Here is a 17910-nt window from a genome sequence, read left to right as displayed (position 1 = left end):
GATGGCGCTGACCAAGGCGGAAATGGCCGAGCGGCTTTTCCTCGACGTGGGCCTCAACAAGCGTGAGGCCAAGGAGTTCGTTGACGCGTACTTCGAGGTCGTGCGTGAAGCCCTCGAGCGGGGCGAACAGGTCAAGTTGTCCGGCTTCGGCAATTTCGATCTGCGCCAGAAGAATCAGCGTCCCGGTCGCAATCCCAAGACCGGCGAAGAAATTCCCATCTCTGCCCGGCGGGTCGTCACCTTCCGTCCCGGCCAGAAACTCAAGGTAAGAGTCGAGGGCTATGCTGGACCCAGGGAATAACACCGAGCTTCCGGCGATCCCGGCAAAGCGCTATTTCACCATCGGTGAGGTCAGCGAGCTTTGCGGCGTCAAGCCGCACGTACTGCGCTACTGGGAGCAGGAATTTCCCGCACTCAAGCCGGTCAAGCGACGCGGCAACCGCCGGTACTACCAGCGCCACGATGTGCTGATGATCCGCCAGATCCGTTCGTTGCTGTACGACGAGGGTTTCACCATCACCGGTGCGCGTGCGCGGCTGGAGGGCCCCCAGGCCCGGATGGAAGCCAGCATGTCCCACCAGATCGTCCGCCAGGTTCGCCTGGAGCTGGAAGAAGTCCTTACCCTGCTTCGTCGTTGAACCGCTTTCGCAGTTCACGGCGTTGCTGCTACAATCGTTTGCTCGTCGGGGTGTAGCGCAGCCTGGTAGCGCACTACGCTGGGGGTGTAGTGGTCGCGAGTTCGAATCTCGCCACCCCGACCATTATTCGAAAAGGCGTCCCGATGGGGCGCCTTTTTTCGTTTAAGGTGGCGGCCAGGAGAACGGTGCCCATGACTTCCCCTCGCCATCCGTCGCCCGACGGTCCCCACCATCGACTGCCGTCCACCGCGCACCTGCGTGCCCTGGAAGCGGCGGCCAGGCTCGGTTCGTTCGAACGGGCCAGTCATGAGCTGGCGATCACGGCCAGCGCCGTGGCCAAACGGGTGGCTGCGCTGGAGTCGCTGCTGGGCGTAAAGATGCTGTCGCGCACGGGGCGGGGCGTGGAGCCCACGGCCATCGGTCGCGAATACCTGGAGCAGGTGAATGTCGCGCTGGGCCTGCTCACCCGGTCCGCGTATCACCAGCGTGCGTCCACCTCACGCCGGCGCCTGCGTGTCGCCACGCCGCCCACGTTCGGCCGCAACCTGCTCGTGCCGCACCTGCCGGCCTTCAGCGAACGGCATCCGGACATCGAGCTGGAACTGATGCCCTCGATTCCCTACCTGGACATCACCGCACCCGGCTGGGACGTGGAGATCCGTTTCGGTGACGGTGCGTTCGAGGGCGTGCTCAGCGAACGACTGACCGAAGACACCGTGTTCCCGGTGGCCAGCCCGGCCTACCTGGCCCGCGTCCGCTTCGATACGCCCGCCGACATGCTGCGGCGTGGCGCTCTGCTGCGCTGCCCGCTCGAACCGTGGGGACCGTGGATGCGCGCGGCGCGCGAGCATACCGGCACGGGGGATATCGACGAGCCTACCCAGGGCCATCGGTTGATGGATCTGGGCATGCTGATGGCGGCGGCGTTGAACGGGCAGGGAGTGGCCCTGGTCCGGCGCAGTCTTGCCTGGCGGTACCTTCAGGCGGGGCGGCTCATCCCGCTGTTCGCCATCGAAGCGCGACCAATGTCCGCTTACTACCTGTGCTCACCACGTGGCGTGGATGACGACGGATCGCGTGCCGCGTTCGGCGCGTGGCTGCACGAGGTGTGCCGGGCGGCGCAAGGCGCATCGGTTTCGCGGGACGCATAGAACCCGCCGCCTCAGCTCGTGCCCTGCACCCGCGCACGCATCGGCAGCCACGGCTCGCCACGCTCGTCCAGCAGCACCGAGCGATCCAGGTCGTGCACCGACGTATGCCCGGTCAGTGCCATGCTGACGTCCAGCTCGCGACGCAGTATCTCGATGACGCGCGTCACGCCTTCCTGGCCCATGGCACCGAGTCCGTAGAGGAACGCCTTGCCGATGAGGCCGGCACGCGCGCCAAGCGCCACGGCCTTGAGCAGCGACTGGCCGGTCTGGATGCCGCCGTCGAACAGCACCTCGATATCGTTGCCCACCGCGTCGACCACGCGCGGCAGGGCAACCGCCGAGGCGATTGCGCCGTCGAGTTGCCGGCCGCCGTGGTTGGAGACCACGATGGCATCGACGCCGGCGGCGACGGCCGCACGGGCATCGTCGGGGTCCATGATGCCTTTGAGGATCAGCTTGCCGGGCCACAGGTCCCTGATCCAGGCGATGTCGTCCCAGCTCAATCGCGGGTCGAACTGGCTGCCGATCCACTGGGCCAGCGTGGTCAGGCCGCCAGCGCCGTCGATCTGGCCGGCCAGGTTGCCGAACGATCGGCTGGGTGCGGTCAGTACGCCTCGCACCCAGCGCGGCTTGCCGAGGATGTCCACCAGGTTCTTCAGGGTGAGCTTCGGCGGCACGGTCATGCCGTTCTTGATCTCGCGATGGCGCTGGCCCTGGATCTGCAGGTCGGCCGTAACCATCAAGGCCGAACAGCCGGCCGCGCGCGCGCGGGCAATCAGCGAGCGGGTGAAGCCGCGGTCGCGCATGACGTAGATCTGGAACCAGAACGGGTCGTCCACGGCCGCCGCCACCTGTTCCACCGAGCAGATCGACATGGTGCTGAGGCAGAACGGGATACCCGCCGCGGCGGCCGCGCGCGCGGCCAGTATCTCGCCGGAGCCATGGGTGAGGCCGGTCAGCCCGGTCGGTGCGATGGCCAGGGGCAGCGACACCGGCTGGTCGACGATGGTCGTCGCCAGGTCGCGTCGGTCGACATCGATCATTACCCGCTGGCGCAGGCGGATGCGGTCGAACACGGCGCGGTTGTCGCGCAGCGTTACCTCGTCGTACGAGCCATGGTCGGCGTAGTCGAAGAAGGCGCGGGGCACGCGCTTGCGGGCCAGCTCGCGCAGGTCGGCGACACAGGTGACGGGAGCGGGCATGGGTCGTCCAGCGCAGGGATACGGTGATCCGATGCTAGGACGACCCGCTACCGCCGGTCGCGAAAAAAAGGCGTTGCTGGCGCGACGCGGACGCGCGTCAGTAGAGGACGCGCGCCCGCAGCGTGCCTTCGATGGCTGCCAGCTCGTTGCGCAGGGCCACCGCGCGTTCCTCACTGGTGGTCACATCGATGACGACGTAACCCACCTGGGGCGAGGTCTGCAGGTACTGGCCGTCGATGTTGACCGCTGCGCGCGAGAACACCTCGTTCACCCGCGACAGCACGCCGGGGATGTTGCGATGGATATGCAGCAGGCGGCGACTGGTGGGATGGCCGGGCAGGGAGACCTCGGGGAAGTTCACCGCCGAGAGCGTGCTGCCGTTGTCGCTGTAGCGCACCAGCTTGGACGCCACCTCGATGCCGATGTTCTCCTGCGCCTCGGCGGTGCTGCCGCCGACGTGCGGGGTGAGTATCACGTTGTCCATGCCCACCAGCGGCGAGACGAAGGCATCGCCGTTGCCCTTGGGCTCGACGGGAAACACGTCGATGGCGGCGCCGGCGAGGTGCTTCTCGCGCAATGCGTCCGCCAGCGCGTCGATGTCCACCACCGTGCCGCGCGAGGCGTTGATCAGCATGGAACCGGCGCGCATGCGGGCGATCTCCGCGGCACCGATCAGGTTCTTCGTCTGCGCGGTTTCCGGCACGTGCAGCGTGACCACGTCGGCACGTTCGAGCAGGTCGTCCAGGCTGGAGGCCGGCCGTGCATTGCCCAGCGACAGCTTGGGTTCGATGTCGTGGAAGATCACGCGCATGCCCAGCGACTCGGCCAGCACGCCGACCTGGGTGCCGATGTGGCCGTAGCCGACGATGCCCAGCACCTTGTCGCGCACCTCGAAGCTGCCGGCCGCCGATTTGGACCAGCCGCCGCGATGGCACTCGGCGTTCTTCTCGGGGATACGCCGCACCAGCATGATCGTCTCGGCGATGACCAGCTCGGCCACGCTGCGCGTGTTGGAGTAGGGCGCGTTGAACACCGGCACGCCCAGGCGCTCGGCCTCGGCGGCATCGACCTGGTTGGTGCCGATACAGAAGCAGCCCACCGCGATGAGGCGGCGCGCCTCGGCCAGCACCTCGGCGGAGAGGTGCGTGCGCGAGCGAATGCCGACGATGTGCGCATCGGCGATGCGCTGCTTGAGTTCGTCCTCGGGCAGCGATTTCTCGTGGAACTCGATCTGCGAGTAACCGGCCTGGCGGAAGGTGTCGAGTGCGCTGCGGCTCACCCCTTCCAGCAGCAGCACCTTGATGTCTTCTTTCGGGTACGACGTGCGTTTCATGGCTGGCGCTTCTGTTCCGCGGATCGGCTGAACACTATGCCAGATCGGGGCGCCCATGTTGCAGCGCGGCGACGGGACTGGCACCCTCGATGGACACCCGAGCGAGATTCCCATGACCGATCCGCGCCTGGCCGAACTGGCCCGTCTCCTCCCCGACCTGAAACTGTCCACGGAACCGGGCGACCTGGAACACCACGGCCGCGACTGGACGCGCCGCTGGACACCGGCGCCGCTGGCCATCGCCTACCCGGCCACGGTGGAGGAAGTTCAGGGCATCGTGCGCTGGGCGAACGGGCAGGGCGTCGGGCTGGTGCCGTCCGGCGGTCGCACCGGCCTTTCGGGCGGTGCCGTGGCCGCCCATGGCGAACTGGTGGTCACGCTCGATCGCATGAACCGCGTGCTCGATTTCGACCCGATCGACCGCACGCTCACCGTGCAGCCCGGCATCGCCCTGGAAGCGGTGCATAACGCCGCCCGCGAGCACTCGCTGATCTACCCGGTGGACTTCGCCGCGCGCGGTTCGTGCCAGATCGGCGGCAATATCGCCACCAACGCAGGCGGCATCCGCGTGATCCGCTACGGCAACACCCGCCAGTGGGTGGCCGGGCTGAAGGTGGTCACGGGCACGGGCGAGCTGCTTGACCTCAACCGGGGACTGGTCAAGAACGCCTCCGGCTACGATTTCCGGCACCTGGTCATCGGCTCCGAAGGCACCCTCGGCATCGTCGTCGAGGCTACCCTCAGCCTGACCTCGCCGCCGCCGCCCTCGCAGGTGATGCTGCTGGCCATCCCTGCCATGGACGCCCTGATGAAGGTGTTTGCCGAGGCGCGGCATTCCCTCAGCCTGGGCGCGTTCGAATTCTTCACCGACCGGGCGCTGCACCACGTGGTGGCCCATGGCGCACGGCGTCCCTTCGAGGAAGACCATCCGTTCTATGTGGTGGCCGAGTTCGACGTGCCCGACGCCGCAGCCGAAGCCGCCGCACTGGCCTTCTTCGAGTTCTGCCTGGGCGAGGGCTGGGTGGTGGATGGCGTCATCAGTTCCAGCGAGGCGCAGGCCGCGTCGTTGTGGCGGTTGCGCGAGGGCATCACGGAATCGCTGGCGCCGCACAAGCCCTACAAGAACGATGTCTCGGTGCGGATCTCCGCCGTGCCCGCCTTCATGGCGGACATGCAGACGCTGCTCACGGCGGAGTACCCCGATGTCGACGTGGTCTGGTTCGGCCATATCGGCGACGGCAACCTGCACATCAACGTGCTGAAGCCGGAAGGCCTGGACAATGCCGTGTTCGTCGCCCAGTGCGAGCACGTCACCTCGCTGCTGGTCGATACGCTGCATCGCCATGGCGGCAGCATCTCCGCCGAACACGGCATCGGCCTGGTCAAGAAGCCGTGGCTGGGCAGCGTGCGCAGCGAAGCCGAGATCGCCTTGATGCGCGGTATCAAGGCTGTGTGGGACCCGAACACCGTGATGAATCCGGGCAAGCTGCTTCCGTGAGTTCGCCGACGTCACGCTGAGGGCAGGGACGGTAGGGGCCGGTTGCCTGGGATCGCTGCCGCGGAATGGGCAGTTGGCATCACGGGATCGGCCCGCTAGCCTTGTGGGCCCCCTTCCTTCCCGCTCAAGGAACCGCGCCATGGCCCAGGATTCCCCTGACCTCTACCCGCCGATCGAGCCGTACAACAGCGGTACGCTGGCCGTCTCGTCGCTGCATACGCTCTATTTCGAGGAAAGCGGCAATCCCCAGGGCAAGCCAGTGGTGTTCCTGCACGGCGGCCCCGGCGGCGGCACCAACCCGCGCTGCCGTCGTTTCTTCGACCCGGCGAAGTACCGCATCGTGCTGTTCGACCAGCGCGGCTGCGGGCAATCCACGCCGCACGCGGAACTGACCGACAACACCACGTGGGACCTGGTGGCCGACATCGAGCGGCTACGCGAGCACCTGGGTATCGATGCCTGGCAGGTCTTCGGCGGCTCGTGGGGTTCGACCCTCGCGCTGGCCTATGCCGAGACGCATCCGGATCGTGTCAGCGAACTGGTGTTGCGCGGCATCTTCATGCTGCGCCGATCGGAACTGGAGTGGTTCTACCAGGGCGGTTGCGACCAGCTGTACCCGGACGCCTGGGAAACCTACCTCTCGGCCATCCCGCCGGCGGAACACGGCGATCTCATCAGTGCCTACCACCGTCGCCTCACCAGCAGGGACCCGGCGGTACGCGTTGCCGCAGCCCGGGCGTGGTCGGTATGGGAGGGTGCGACCAGCTACCTGTACCAGGACGAAGGCCATATCGCGTCCAGCGGTGAGGACGAGTTCGCCCTCGCGTTCGCGCGGATCGAGTGCCACTACTTCGTCAATGCCGGCTTCTTCGAGGTGGACGGCCAGCTGCTGCGCGACGTCGGTAAGATCCGCCACATTCCCACGGTGATCGTGCAGGGCCGCTACGACGTGGTGTGCCCCATGCGCAGCGCGTGGGACCTGCACCGCGCCTTCCCCGAGGCCGACCTGAAGGTCGTGCAGGATGCCGGGCACTCCGCTTTCGAGCCGGGCATCGTCCGCGAACTGGTGCGGGCCACGGATCGCTTCGCCGGCTGAGACAAAAAAGAGGCTGCCCGGTCGATGCCGGGCAGCCAGGGGTTAAATCACGACACGCTTCAGAACAAGCGTCAGAACAAGCGCAGCGGCAGGGTTACCAGGTCCACCACGAAACCGTCGTGGTCGGATGAGCCCATCGCCTTCGTCACACCCGTGGCCGAGGCCGCGTCATCCAGCGTCTGCACCGGTGCGTCGAGGTTGCCGCGGCCGTACTCCATGCGCAGGAACAGGCCGCGTGCCACGGTGTTGAGCAGCGCGTGGTCGAGCACCTGGTGCGTCGGTACCGAGCGGGGCGCCTGGCCCTGCACGTTGCCGAAGTTCTCGGTGAACAGGAACGAATAGCGATCGTTCGCCGGCACCGAATCCACCGCGTTCCACAGGGCCGGCTTGACCAGGTTGCCGCCGAGTTTCAGCAGGTTCTGGCTGTCGTCGTAGCGGCCGGAAATCAGCCCGACCACATCGGTGAAGCCATCGCTGAACTGGTAGGCGTTGAAGTCGCCGACGACCAGCAGCGGCGCGAGCAGGTTCTTCCGTCCCATCTGCAAGGCCTGGACCTGCGCCGCGAGCGACTTCGCCTGGAGGAAGCGCTTCTGCCGGTCACGCTCGGCCGTGCTGCCGGTCTTGTCCACGTTCTGCCGTGCCTTCGGATGCACCGCGATCACGTTGATGCGCATTTTGCCAAGGATGGAGGGCACTTCGGCGGTCAGCAGCAGCGGCGGATGGTCGTGGACGAAGGCGGTGCTGCCCTGGTCCTGCCAGGTCTCGTCGGCGGCCAGTTGGTGGACGTCCAGCACGCGGACGCGGTCGGTACGGACCAGGAAGCCGACGTTGATGCCGCTGGGGTCGTGGCCTTCCTGCAGGAACGCCTCGTACTGCGCCGGGTAATCGTCGCCCAGCTGCTTGGCCAGGCCTTGCAGCACGGTCAGGCTCTTCACCTCCTCCACCGACAGGATGTCCGGCAGCTTCAGCACGCTGCCGACATACGCGGACAGGCGCTGCGTCTTCAGGCGCACCTGGTCGGCGGTCGGCTCGGTGTCGCCACCGCTGCAGGTGAAGGTGGTGTTGAACTGCGTGTCGCAGAAGCGTTCCATGTTGAACGCGCCCACGCGCACCGCGAAGAACGGTCGCGCGTCCACCGGACGCGGCAGTTCGGCGGCCTTGGTCACGGTCACCTTCGTGGGAATGAAGGTGTACGCGCCGAACGCGTACGACATGACGCCCTCTGCGCGGAAGGTGGTGCCTGCGTTGAACGGCGTGTTCGCCGCCACGGCGCCGTAGTCGGCCGTGTTCATCTTGAACACTTCCGGGTTGCCGGACCAGTTCGGCAGGTTCACGCCGTCCGGCACCGGCACGGTGTAACGCACGCCGGGCTTGCGCAGCGAACGCTGTCCGTTGGCGGTGACGTACACCTCCGCGAACGGCTCGTTGCTGAAACGCAGGTTGCCGGTGGTGATCATGCCGTTGTCGATCGCCACGCGCATGCCGACATAGCACTGGAAGTTGGTCTCGCCGCAGGACAGCGCGTTCGGATCCGTGGAGGGCACGTTGGCGCCGAAGACGACCGGTGCGGGCAGCTTCGCGCCACGCATCGTGGTCGCCACCGTGGCGTTCTTCAGTTCGGGCAGGTTGAAGTAGTTGTCGACCGTGGCTTCCACGTCGACCATGTCGCCGATCGCTACCGACGGCGCGGACTGCGTGAACACGTAGATGCCGTTGGAGGTGAGGCGGTCGTCGTCGGCGCGGCTGTCCGGCGTCTGCATCGTGAAGCCGGCCGGGCCCACGGCGGTGACGATGTTGCCCTTGGTGGCGACACGCTTGCCGAGCAACGGCGACACCTGCCCGCGACCGGTGACCTGCCAGATCTCGGCGGTGAGCGGGATCTGGTTGAGGATCGCGCCGACCGCGGTGGCCTTGGCCAGCGTGACGCCGCCGGTGGCGTCGCTCAGGTTCACGCGGAACGCCTTGTCGGGCCCGGCGGCCTTGGCGCCATGCACGTTGACGGTAAGCGTCGTTGCGGTGGATCCCGCGGGAATCGTCAGCGTCGTGTCGACCGCATCGTAGTCGCCCGCGGCGACGGTTGCCGTGTCGTCCACGGTCACCGCATGCACGGTCACGTCGGCGGAACTGGGCTCGCTTAGCGTGATCGCGAACGGCATCGGCACATCGTCGCCGTTGCGCAGGTTCACCGTGGCGTCGGCGATCGACACGCTGGTGCCCTGCACGGTGCAAGGCGAGGTGCTGGCGCGCGGTGCGGTGGGCGCGACCTTGACCCAGTCGGCGGCATTGTCGCTCGTGGACTGCGGCAGCCCGGCGCCGTTCACCTTGCGCCCGTAGCCCTGGTCCGAGTTGCCGCTGCCCAGCGACGCCAGCGGCGTGCCCCGCTTGTAGGCGGAACCGGCGCTCAGGCCCACCTGGTCCACGATCGCGCCGTTGGCGTCGAGCACGGCCAGGCCACCGTCATCGGTGAAGCCGGTGGCATAGGTGAGATCGGGGGTAACGGTACCGGAATAGCCCGACGCGGCCTTGTTCGCCAGCAGCAGGAAGCAGCCCGGTGCCACGGCGGTGCCGGTGGGGAAGGTGAAGCGCGTGCCGGTGGTGCCGCTCGCGTTGGACGCGTTCAACTTGTAGCCGGAAAGGTCCAGCGCGGCGGTGCCCGTGTTCTGCACCTCGACGAATTCGTCGTTGCCGCCGGCGGGGCCGCGGGCGCGGAACTGGGTGATGGAAAGGTCGGCCGCCTGCAGCGGCAAGACGGCCATGAGGCCTGCCAGCGCCGCCCATGAGGCGCGCCGTGACGTGGTCAAACGCATTCGATTGTCCCCTCGAGTCGTTGAGTAGTACGCGACCCACAGCGTCATGCGTGTCCTCGCACGACGTTCCCCCTGCGAAGGCCCGTATCCCTAGTGTGACGCCATTTTATGACAGCGGCATGCACGGCTACGGATAGCCGTGGATCAGCTGGTGTTTAAGGGGGTGGCGCGGTCAGGTCTTCTGCTTGGTCCCGAAGATCTTGTCGCCGGCGTCGCCCAGCCCCGGCAGGATGTAGCCCAGCTCGTTCAGCCGCTCGTCGATGGAGGCCACATAGATCTCGATGTCCGGATGCGCGGCCTCGATGCGCTTGAGCCCTTCGGGCGCGGCAACCAGGAACAGGCCCTTGATCCGCTTCGCGCCGGCCGCCTTGAGCATGTCCACGGTAGCCACCAACGTGCCGGCGGTGGCGAGCATGGGATCGACGATGATCGCCGTGCGCTCGTCCATGCCGCCGCTGAGCTTCTCGTAATAGGCCACCGGCTCCAGCGTTTCCTCGTCACGCTGCAGGCCGACCACGCTGACCTTGGCGGCCGGGATCATCTCCAGCACGCCGGTGAGCATGCCCAGGCCCGCGCGCAGGATAGGCACGATGGTGACCTTCTTGCCTTTGATATGGGTGACCTCCACCGGGCCCGCCCAGCCCTGGATGGTCTTGGTCTCGGTCTCCATGTCCGCCGTGGCCTCGTACGTCAGCAGCGCCGCCACTTCGGAAGCCAGCTCGCGGAACTCTTTCGTGCTGATGCCCACGACGCGCATGAGGCCCAGCTTGTGCTGGATGAGGGGGTGGCGGACTTCGACGATTTTCATGGGCGGGTGGGGATGGTGGGCGGTGTATCTATTCTTGCATGTTAGGGGTGGGTGGCCGGATAGCCAGTCACGGCGGTTGCGGAAGCAGCGTTCGGATTTGGCCATAGATGCAGGGTTCTTCGCGCGTTGCCGGGGAGGAGGCGTCGGGCGGTCACCCTCTGCGCTCGGGCAGCGGCCGCAAGCGGCCGAACTCGCTCAGAGGATGACCACCCGACACCTCCCTGACGACTGAGGTTGCGGGCTGGGAAAGCAACGCTCGCGACTTTTCGAGCGCAGAGTGTGGCCACCCTGCGCCTCATCGCCGCGCCATACGAGCGACGGATGAGAGGGCACGATCCCTGAATGATCAACTACTGCTATAAATGCGAGGATTAAACAGGATTACTTACGTCGCTGGGATGCTATCCATGATGATCGCCCGACACGTTCTCTGGCTAGGCATGGTAATCACGCCACTAGTGACCCCTCTGGCGTTCTTCCTTGCCTATGCTTTGTATTCGTTCGCGATGGGATACAACCGGCCAAGCATGTCTTGGACGGGATCCCTGCTATTCATCTATCTGTTTGGGCTGCCCACAGGTTGTCTGGCCATGTTCGCCCTCGGCTGGCCGTGGGTGACCGTCCTGGTTCGACGGAACAAGCTGGCTGGAAGCTATGTGTGTGGAGGTTCGTGCATCATTGGCGCGATCGTATTCGTGTCACTCGCCATGCTGATCAGTAACCAGTCATTCGAATTGAACGCGCTGATTCAGCAAACCGGGATCGGCTTGTTTATTGGTCTACTTTCCGGACTGATCTTCTGCGCGATTGTCAGAATTCCCGCCAGGCCTCGCGGTTGATCCACGAACCTCGCCGTACGAGGCCGTGACCGGGTTGGCCCTTGGGGCCGCCTGAGCTGAGGGCTGCTCAGTTCCCGGTCTTCGCGACAATGAGCCTACAGCCCGCGCCGAAGGCCAGCGCCGAAGGCCCCAAGGGCCAACCCGGTCACGGCCCCGCCGCAACCGGCCAACCGGCGACCGCTATTACGCCGCTCGCGTAGAGGCCGCCACCTGACGCCGCGGACCTTCCTTCAGCGCATGGCGGATTTCCTCGATGATGAGGTCCACCTCGGCGCTGGTGACGCGGAAGTGCGGCGTGAAGCGCAGCGAATTGGCACCGCCGTGGATGACGCCCACGCCACGCTCGCGCATGTATTCCTCGGTGGAACCTTCGCCGTAGCACTTGAACTCGTGCGCCAGCTCGCAGGAGAACAGCAGGCCCGTGCCCTGCACCTTGGTGATCAGGCCGCCCAGTTCGGTCTTCAGGCCTTCCAGTTTCTGCACGAACTCGCGACCGCGGGCGCGGATGTTCTCGCGCACCTCGTCGGTCAGCTCGGCCATCGTGGCCACGGCGACATCGAGCGCGCGCGGGTTGGCGGTCATCGTGTTGCCGTAGATGCCCTTGCGGTAGAGGTCGGCGGTGGCCTCGGTGACGGCCAGCACGGACAAGGGGTACTGGCCCGCGTTGAGCGCCTTGGAGAAGGTTTCCATGTCCGGCGCGTCCAGCGACTCGAAGCCGGGATAGTCGACGATGGAAAGCACGCCGTGCGCACGCAGGCCGGCCTGGATCGAATCGACCAGCAGCAACGTGCCGTGCGCCTGGGTGAGATCGCGCGCGGCGGCATAGAAATCGGGCGTGAGCGCGCGGCCCGGATCGCCTTCGCCCATCACCGGCTCGAGGAACATCGCCTCGATGAACCAGCCCTGGCGGTCGGCTTCGGCGAACGCGGCGCGCAGTTGCGCCACGTCGTAGGGCTCCACCGTGACCAGCGTGTCCTCGTTGCGGAAGCTGGCCAGGTGCTGCTGGTAGTTGCGGCGCGAGGAGTCGGAATACAGCGCCGGGCGCTCGGTGCGGCCATGGAACGCGCCCTTGACCGCCAGGCGCTTGATGGTGCGACCGGCGTGGCGTGCGCCCGGGTCGGTCATCATGCGGGCGTTGACGTCGGCGATGCGGCCGGCCAGCGTCACCGATTCGGAACCGGAGTTCAGGCAGAGGAAACGGGTGTACGGGCTGCCGCCACGCGTGTGGCCCAGTTCCCGGCGCAGCGCATCGGAGAGGCGCACCTGGGCGACGTTGGCGGTCATCACGTTGGCCATGACCTGCGGACGCGACATCGCGTCGATGATCGCCTGCGGGTTGTGGCCGAAGCCGAGCATGCCGTAGCCGCCGTTGTCGTGCACCACGGCGCCCTTGAGCGTCACCACCCACGGGCCGCGCGCGGCGGCCGGCACATAGGGGTTGAGGCCGTCGTCCGGATAGAAGTTGACCAGGCTGGCCTGCAACTGGTGGATCTGCGCCACTTCGTCCAGGCGCAGGAAGTCGGCCATGTCGGTGCGCAGCGCACGGTGATAGGCCGCGGCATCCTCGACCGCCTGCACCAGCGCGGGATCGGTGGCGGCGAAACGGGAAACCACCGCGTCGGGGAGGCCCCGCGTGCGCGCGGCACCACCGAAGTCGCGAAGCTCATGCAGAAGACCGATCACGTCCATAACCCACTCCTGGTACTTGTCGCACTGGATGACGCGGCACTGCCGCTAAGTGTCTATATGTAAAGGGTTTAATGAGCCAGCATAGCATGCGGCTTTTTGCCCCGTAACCCCCGGGTGACGCTTGTCACATCCGCACAATGACGCAAGCGACTGCCGTCAAGGGGTTGCCGCGGAATATGGTGCGACGCAAGGGAGGACACTCATGAACAACGACACCTGCATTGCACGTCTGGATCGCGTCGGCAAACGCTACGGCAACGTCGTCGCGCTCGACGGCATCGATCTTTCCATCCACCGGGGTGAGGTATTGGCCCTGCTCGGTCCCAACGGCGCCGGCAAGAGCACCAGCATCGGCTTGCTGCTGGGCCTGATCCGCGCCGACAGCGGTACGGCCAGCCTGTTCGGTCGCGATCCCCAGGACATCCAGGCGCGTCGACGCATCGGCGTGATGCTGCAGTCGGCCAGCCTGCCACCCACGCTGAAGCTGCGTGAACTGCTGACCGTCACCGCCAGCTACTACCCCGAACCACGCGGCATCGCCGAGTGCGCCGCCCTGGCGGGCATCACGGACCTGATGGGCCGCAAGTACGCCGACCTGTCCGGCGGCCAGCAGCGTCGTGCGCAGTTCGCCATGGCCTTGGCCGGGCGCCCCGAGATCCTGTTCCTCGACGAACCGACCGTCGGCATGGACGTCGCCTCTCGGCAATCGCTGTGGTCGTCCATCCGCACGCTGGTGGCCGGCGGCTGCGCAGTGGTGCTCACTACGCACTACCTGGAGGAAGCCGAAGCGCTGGCCGATCGCGTCTGCGTGGTGGCTCGCGGCAAGGTCATCTCCGAAGGCAGCGTCGATGCGCTGCGTGCCCATGTGGCGGTGCGTCGCGTCCGCTGTGTGACCCGCACGGATATCGCCACCGTGTCCGCCTGGCCGGGTGTCGCCTCCGTCGAACTGCAACACGGTCGCCTGAGCCTCGCCACCGCCGATGCCGAGAGCGTCGTGCGCCGGCTGCTCGCCGCCGACGAGGGACTGTCCGAACTGGAAGTGCAGCGCGCCGGCCTGGCCGAAGCGTTCGCCGAAATCACCCGTGAATCCGAGACCTGCGCCATGGCCCAGGAGGCCGCATGAACACTATCGAGAGCATCGCCGCGCCGGTCATGAGCGGTCGCCGTGTCGTCAACGCCTATGTGCAGGAAGCGAAGGCGGAATGCCTGCGCTACCTGCGCAACCCGGGTTTCCTCCTGCCGACCCTGCTGTTTCCGTCGGTGTTCTACATCATGTTCGGAATATTCCTGTCCCATGCGAACAGCGCCGACGCACCGCGTTACCTGCTGGCGTCGTACGGCACCTTCGGCGTGATGGCGCCCGGGCTGTTCGGCTTCGGCGTGTCGCTGGCGCTGGAGCGCGACTCGGGCCTGCTAACGCTGAAACGCGCCTTGCCGATGCCGCCGGGTGCCTACCTGCTCGGCAAGATGTGCATGGCCATGCTGGTCGCCGCCATCATCTCGATCATCCTGATGAGCCTGGCCACCTTCGTGGCCGGGGTGTCGCTGCCGGTGTCGCGTCTTGCTGCGTTCTTCGTCCTGGAAGTGCTCGGTGTGCTGCCGTTCTGCGCGCTGGGCCTGTTGATCGGCACGCTGGTGAAAGGGCAGGGCGCGCCGGGCGTGGTGAACCTCATCTACCTGCCCATGGCCTTCCTGTCCGGCCTGTGGATCCCGCTGCCGGTGCTGCCCGGGTTCCTGCAGTCGATCGCGCCGCTGTGGCCGGCCTACCACCTCGACCGCCTGGCCCTGTCCGTGGTGGGCCTGGGCGACGGCGGCAACGCGATCCACGTGAGCGTGCTGGCCGCCTTCACCGGCGCCTTCCTCTGGCTGGCGGCACGCCGCCTGCGCCGGCACGGTTGAAGTAGCATGAACGCCCGCCTGTCTTCGGATGCCCGCATGCCCCGCTCGTGGTTCACGCCGACGCCGGACTCGCTCTGGAACCGCTTCCGAGACAAGCCGCGCCTGCGCCTTGCCAGCCTGTTCCACCTGGTCTGGACGGTGTATGCGTTCGGCGACCTGGCGTTCGCCAAGACGCTGGAGCCGCACTGGTGGCTGGTCACCGGCATCTCGTTTCCCGTGTTCCTCGTGATCTACGTGCTCGCCTATACGCAGTCGCTGCGCCTGACGCCGTGGTTCGCCGCGGCGTCGGCATTGCTCGGTTTCGCGGTCATGGACGTCAACGCCAGCGCGTGCGGTTGCTACGTGATCTACGCCTGCGCCATCGTCGGCTTCGAGGGATCGCCGCGTCGATCCCTGAGCGGCATGGGCGCCATCCTGGGCAGCTTCGTGCTGGTGGCCTACCTGCTGCACGACTGGCCGCCGGCCATCATCGCCGGCTTGAGTTTCATCGCGCTGTGCGTGGGGGCGATCAACGTCATCTACCGTTTCAACGCGCAGCGCGATGCCGAACTGAAACTGTCCCATGACGAGGTGCGCCGACTGGCGGCGATGGCCGAGCGCGAGCGCATCGGCCGCGACCTGCACGACCTGCTCGGTCACACCCTGTCGCTGATCACGCTGAAACTGGAACTGTCACGGCGCCTGATGGATCGCGACGAGGCGGCCGCGCGACGGGAAATGGAAGAAGCCGAACAGGTGGCGCGGCACGCGCTGGCGGAAGTGCGCTCGGCGGTGACCGGCATCCGTGCGTCGGGCCTGGCCGCGGAACTGGCGTCGGCGCGTCTGTTGTTGAATGCGTCGATGGTCGGCTTCGAATACACCAGCGGCCTGCCCGTGCTGCCCGAGCGGATCGAGTCCGAACTGGCCCTCATCCTGCGCGAGGCGATCACCAACGTGCATCGCCACGCGCGGGCATCCACCGCGGAAGCGCATGTCGGGATCGAGGGCAGGACGCTGGTGCTCACCGTCACGGACGACGGCAAGGGGGGCGTCGGTGACGAAGGCAACGGCATCTGCGGCATGCGTGAGCGCGTGCGCAAGCTGGGCGGGTCCATCGGTTTCGAGTCCGCACGCGCGCAAGGCACGCGGGTGCGCATCGCGATACCGCTGACGCCCGCCGACCGGCTCGCGGCGCCGCCACGCGGCGAGCTGCCCACCGATGCCGGGCTCGCCCCGTGACGCTCATGCCGCGGGTGCATCCCGATTCGCTGCTGGCGAGCTTCCGTTCGCCCACCTACCTGCGCTGGCAAGCCGGGGTGCAGACCTTGTGGCTCGTCGGGCTGATGCAGGGGCCGCTGGTCACGCATGGTTTCAGCTGGCACTGGATGGGTCCGACACTGGCCTCGGTGCTCGTCTACCTTGCCTGCACGCTCGGCGTCTTTGCCGGGCCGCAATCGCGGTTGCGGTTCCATGCCGGTGCCATCGTCGTGCTGGGCTTCGCGCTCTGGCCGGTCAATCCGATATCGCTGGGCTATGTGGTAATCGGGCTGTCGCTGCTGGCGTTCGCGCACCGGCCGGTCGACTGGCTGGTTGCGACGGCGGCGGCCACGTTGCTGACCGCTGTCTGGGCGTGGTGCTTCGGCATTCCCTACATGCATGTCTGGGTCGTGCTCGGCGCCAGCCTGGTCTCTGGATGCAGTAATTACCTGTACGCCCGCGGTGCACGTAGCGATGTCGCGCTGCGGCTGTCGCAGGCGGAGGTGCAGCGGCTGGCCACCCTGGCCGAGCGTGAACGCATCGGCCGTGACCTGCACGATCTGCTCGGCCACACCCTGTCGCTGATCACGCTCAAATCCGAACTGGCCCGGCGTCTCGCGCTTGTCGACCCGCCCCGCGCTCAGCAGGAGATGGAAGAAGTGGAGCGCGTCGCCCGGCATGCATTGAGCGAGGTCCGCAGCGCGGTCAGCGGTTTGCGGGCGGGCGATCTCGCGAGCGAGCTGGTGTCGGCGCGCCTCATGCTGGAAGTCTCGGGTATCGCCTTGCAGGTGACGCTGCCCGATCGCCTCGAACTGGCCCCCGCCACCGAGGCCGAGCTGGCCCTCGTGTTGCGCGAGGCCGTCACCAATATCCATCGTCATTCGCGTGCCACCGAGGCATGTGTGGTCATCACCCGGAACGGAGGGGCTTTCTCGATGCGCATCACGGACAACGGCTGCGGCGGTCTGGCGGCACACGGCAATGGGGTATCCGGCATGCGCGAGCGGATAAGCCGCGTCGGCGGCCGGCTGGCCATCGCCTCGCCGGCACGGCAGGGCACCACGCTGACCATCGACATGGTCGCGGCATGCGGCCTGCTGGAGCACACCGCATGATCCGCGTGTTGCTGGCCGAAGACCAGGCGATGGTCCGGGGTGCGCTGTCCGCGTTGCTGGGACTGGAATCCGATATCGAGATGCTGGGCACGGCGGCCGACGGTGAAACCGCCTGGCGTGAACTGCAGCGGCTCAAGCCCGACGTGCTGGTCACCGATATCGAGATGCCGGGCCTGACCGGCCTGGAGATCGCGCAGCGCGTGCACCGGCAGGAACTGCCGATCAAGGTGGTCATCGTGACCACGTTCGCGCGGCCCGGCTTCCTGCGCCGCGCCCTGGACGCCGGCGTCAGCGGTTACCTGTTGAAGGATGCCCCGGCGGAGAACCTGGCCGAGGCCTTGCGCAAGGTGCACCGGGGCGGTCGCGCCATCGATCCGCAGCTGGCACTGGAAGCCTGGTCGGATGCCGATCCGTTGAACGATCGCGAGCGGCAGGTATTGCGCCTGGCCGGCGAGGGCCAGTCGGCAAGCGACATCGGTGTGCAACTGAACCTGTCGCACGGCACGGTGCGCAATTACCTTTCCGAAGCGATCGGCAAGCTGGGTGCCGCCAATCGCATCGAGGCATATCGACTGGCCCGGCAGAAGGGTTGGTTGTGA

16 protein-coding genes and 1 tRNA gene are annotated in these 17910 nt (G+C 66.9%); 12 read left to right on the top strand and 5 right to left on the bottom strand.

The features are described 5' to 3' along the window. Position 1: 1 nt before the first annotated feature. From ihfA to AB8808_RS15440, 4 genes are all read left to right on the top strand, one after another. Positions 2 to 301, top strand: a complete 300-nt coding sequence (gene ihfA / locus AB8808_RS15455) for an integration host factor subunit alpha (RefSeq protein WP_036140472.1) — start codon at positions 2 to 4, stop codon at positions 299 to 301. After that, the gene (locus AB8808_RS15450) at positions 282 to 638 is read left to right on the top strand and encodes a MerR family transcriptional regulator (RefSeq protein ID WP_036114913.1); all 357 of its coding nucleotides are present in this window, start codon (positions 282 to 284) and stop codon (positions 636 to 638) included. Before ihfA ends, AB8808_RS15450 begins: the two co-directional genes overlap by 20 nt. Before the next feature lie 46 nt (positions 639 to 684). Further along, positions 685 to 761 (top strand) — tRNA-Pro (locus AB8808_RS15445). A 68-nt stretch (positions 762 to 829) separates the two neighbouring features. After that, positions 830 to 1789, top strand: coding sequence for a LysR substrate-binding domain-containing protein (locus tag AB8808_RS15440; protein WP_369930517.1), 960 nt, complete (start codon positions 830 to 832; stop codon positions 1787 to 1789). A gap of 11 nt (positions 1790 to 1800) precedes the next feature. On the opposite strand, the gene AB8808_RS15435 is transcribed toward AB8808_RS15440, so the two are convergent. Further along, on the bottom strand, positions 1801 to 2991 hold the full coding sequence (locus tag AB8808_RS15435) for an alpha-hydroxy acid oxidase (RefSeq protein ID WP_369930516.1): 1191 nt from the start codon (positions 2989 to 2991) through the stop codon (positions 1801 to 1803). A 97-nt stretch (positions 2992 to 3088) separates the two neighbouring features. Continuing rightward, positions 3089 to 4324 carry a phosphoglycerate dehydrogenase gene (serA, locus tag AB8808_RS15430; protein ID WP_369930515.1) on the bottom strand — a complete coding sequence of 412 codons (1236 nt, stop codon included), beginning with the start codon at positions 4322 to 4324 and terminating at the stop codon, positions 3089 to 3091. Between the two features lie 112 nt (positions 4325 to 4436). On the opposite strand from serA, the gene AB8808_RS15425 reads away from it, so the two are divergent. Together AB8808_RS15425 and pip are read left to right on the top strand one after the other, a co-directional pair. Then, positions 4437 to 5822, top strand: a complete 1386-nt coding sequence (locus AB8808_RS15425) for a D-2-hydroxyglutarate dehydrogenase (RefSeq protein WP_369930514.1) — start codon at positions 4437 to 4439, stop codon at positions 5820 to 5822. 139 nt (positions 5823 to 5961) lie between these two features. Then, a complete protein-coding gene (gene pip / locus AB8808_RS15420) occupies positions 5962 to 6918 on the top strand; it encodes a prolyl aminopeptidase (RefSeq protein ID WP_369930513.1) in 957 nt (318 codons plus the stop codon). Between the two features lie 71 nt (positions 6919 to 6989). Here the strand turns inward: pip and AB8808_RS15415 are convergent, their stop codons facing one another. Further along, complete coding sequence (locus AB8808_RS15415) at positions 6990 to 9725, bottom strand: lamin tail domain-containing protein (protein WP_369930512.1); 2736 nt, start codon at positions 9723 to 9725, stop codon at positions 6990 to 6992. 172 nt (positions 9726 to 9897) lie between these two features. After that, entirely contained in the window at positions 9898 to 10533 is a 636-nt protein-coding gene (gene upp / locus AB8808_RS15410) for a uracil phosphoribosyltransferase (RefSeq protein ID WP_285404585.1), read from the bottom strand. Between the two features lie 407 nt (positions 10534 to 10940). Between upp and AB8808_RS15405 the strand changes: the two genes are divergently transcribed. Beyond that, positions 10941 to 11372, top strand: a complete 432-nt coding sequence (locus tag AB8808_RS15405; RefSeq protein ID WP_369930511.1) for a hypothetical protein — start codon at positions 10941 to 10943, stop codon at positions 11370 to 11372. A gap of 183 nt (positions 11373 to 11555) precedes the next feature. On the opposite strand, the gene AB8808_RS15400 is transcribed toward AB8808_RS15405, so the two are convergent. Further along, entirely contained in the window at positions 11556 to 13061 is a 1506-nt protein-coding gene (locus tag AB8808_RS15400; protein ID WP_369930510.1) for an aminotransferase class III-fold pyridoxal phosphate-dependent enzyme, read from the bottom strand. A gap of 202 nt (positions 13062 to 13263) precedes the next feature. Here AB8808_RS15400 and AB8808_RS15395 point away from each other — a divergent pair, with 202 nt between their 5' ends. Genes AB8808_RS15395 through AB8808_RS15375 form a run of 5 tightly spaced genes read left to right on the top strand, consistent with a single transcriptional unit; the run spans position 13264 to position 17910 of the window. Continuing rightward, positions 13264 to 14184 (top strand): ABC transporter ATP-binding protein, encoded by a 921-nt coding sequence (locus AB8808_RS15395; protein ID WP_369930509.1) that lies wholly within the window; start codon positions 13264 to 13266, stop codon positions 14182 to 14184. Next, the gene (locus AB8808_RS15390) at positions 14181 to 14960 is read left to right on the top strand and encodes an ABC transporter permease (protein ID WP_369930508.1); all 780 of its coding nucleotides are present in this window, start codon (positions 14181 to 14183) and stop codon (positions 14958 to 14960) included. The genes AB8808_RS15395 and AB8808_RS15390 overlap by 4 nt, the downstream gene beginning before the upstream one ends. A 6-nt stretch (positions 14961 to 14966) precedes the next feature. Next, positions 14967 to 16178, top strand: a complete 1212-nt coding sequence (locus AB8808_RS15385) for a sensor histidine kinase (protein WP_369930507.1) — start codon at positions 14967 to 14969, stop codon at positions 16176 to 16178. 5 nt (positions 16179 to 16183) lie between these two features. After that, the gene (locus AB8808_RS15380) at positions 16184 to 17311 is read left to right on the top strand and encodes a sensor histidine kinase (protein WP_369931271.1); all 1128 of its coding nucleotides are present in this window, start codon (positions 16184 to 16186) and stop codon (positions 17309 to 17311) included. Then, positions 17308 to 17910, top strand: a complete 603-nt coding sequence (locus tag AB8808_RS15375) for a response regulator transcription factor (RefSeq protein ID WP_369930506.1) — start codon at positions 17308 to 17310, stop codon at positions 17908 to 17910. The genes AB8808_RS15380 and AB8808_RS15375 overlap by 4 nt, the downstream gene beginning before the upstream one ends.

The sequence above is a fragment of the Xanthomonas sp. NCPPB 2632 genome, from assembly GCF_041228075.2.
GTDB lineage: Bacteria > Pseudomonadota > Gammaproteobacteria > Xanthomonadales > Rhodanobacteraceae > Luteibacter.
This window is presented reverse-complemented; position numbering and strand designations above follow the sequence as displayed.

Coding starts and splice junctions, on each gene's coding strand:
- ihfA (WP_036140472.1), top strand. CDS start 2: ATGGCGCTGACCAAGGCGGAAATGGCCGAGCGGCTTTTCCTCGACGTG.
- AB8808_RS15450 (WP_036114913.1), top strand. CDS start 282: ATGCTGGACCCAGGGAATAACACCGAGCTTCCGGCGATCCCGGCAAAG.
- AB8808_RS15440 (WP_369930517.1), top strand. CDS start 830: ATGACTTCCCCTCGCCATCCGTCGCCCGACGGTCCCCACCATCGACTG.
- AB8808_RS15435 (WP_369930516.1), bottom strand. CDS start 2,991: ATGCCCGCTCCCGTCACCTGTGTCGCCGACCTGCGCGAGCTGGCCCGC.
- serA (WP_369930515.1), bottom strand. CDS start 4,324: ATGAAACGCACGTCGTACCCGAAAGAAGACATCAAGGTGCTGCTGCTG.
- AB8808_RS15425 (WP_369930514.1), top strand. CDS start 4,437: ATGACCGATCCGCGCCTGGCCGAACTGGCCCGTCTCCTCCCCGACCTG.
- pip (WP_369930513.1), top strand. CDS start 5,962: ATGGCCCAGGATTCCCCTGACCTCTACCCGCCGATCGAGCCGTACAAC.
- AB8808_RS15415 (WP_369930512.1), bottom strand. CDS start 9,725: ATGCGTTTGACCACGTCACGGCGCGCCTCATGGGCGGCGCTGGCAGGC.
- upp (WP_285404585.1), bottom strand. CDS start 10,533: ATGAAAATCGTCGAAGTCCGCCACCCCCTCATCCAGCACAAGCTGGGC.
- AB8808_RS15405 (WP_369930511.1), top strand. CDS start 10,941: ATGATGATCGCCCGACACGTTCTCTGGCTAGGCATGGTAATCACGCCA.
- AB8808_RS15400 (WP_369930510.1), bottom strand. CDS start 13,061: ATGGACGTGATCGGTCTTCTGCATGAGCTTCGCGACTTCGGTGGTGCC.
- AB8808_RS15395 (WP_369930509.1), top strand. CDS start 13,264: ATGAACAACGACACCTGCATTGCACGTCTGGATCGCGTCGGCAAACGC.
- AB8808_RS15390 (WP_369930508.1), top strand. CDS start 14,181: ATGAACACTATCGAGAGCATCGCCGCGCCGGTCATGAGCGGTCGCCGT.
- AB8808_RS15385 (WP_369930507.1), top strand. CDS start 14,967: ATGAACGCCCGCCTGTCTTCGGATGCCCGCATGCCCCGCTCGTGGTTC.
- AB8808_RS15380 (WP_369931271.1), top strand. CDS start 16,184: ATGCCGCGGGTGCATCCCGATTCGCTGCTGGCGAGCTTCCGTTCGCCC.
- AB8808_RS15375 (WP_369930506.1), top strand. CDS start 17,308: ATGATCCGCGTGTTGCTGGCCGAAGACCAGGCGATGGTCCGGGGTGCG.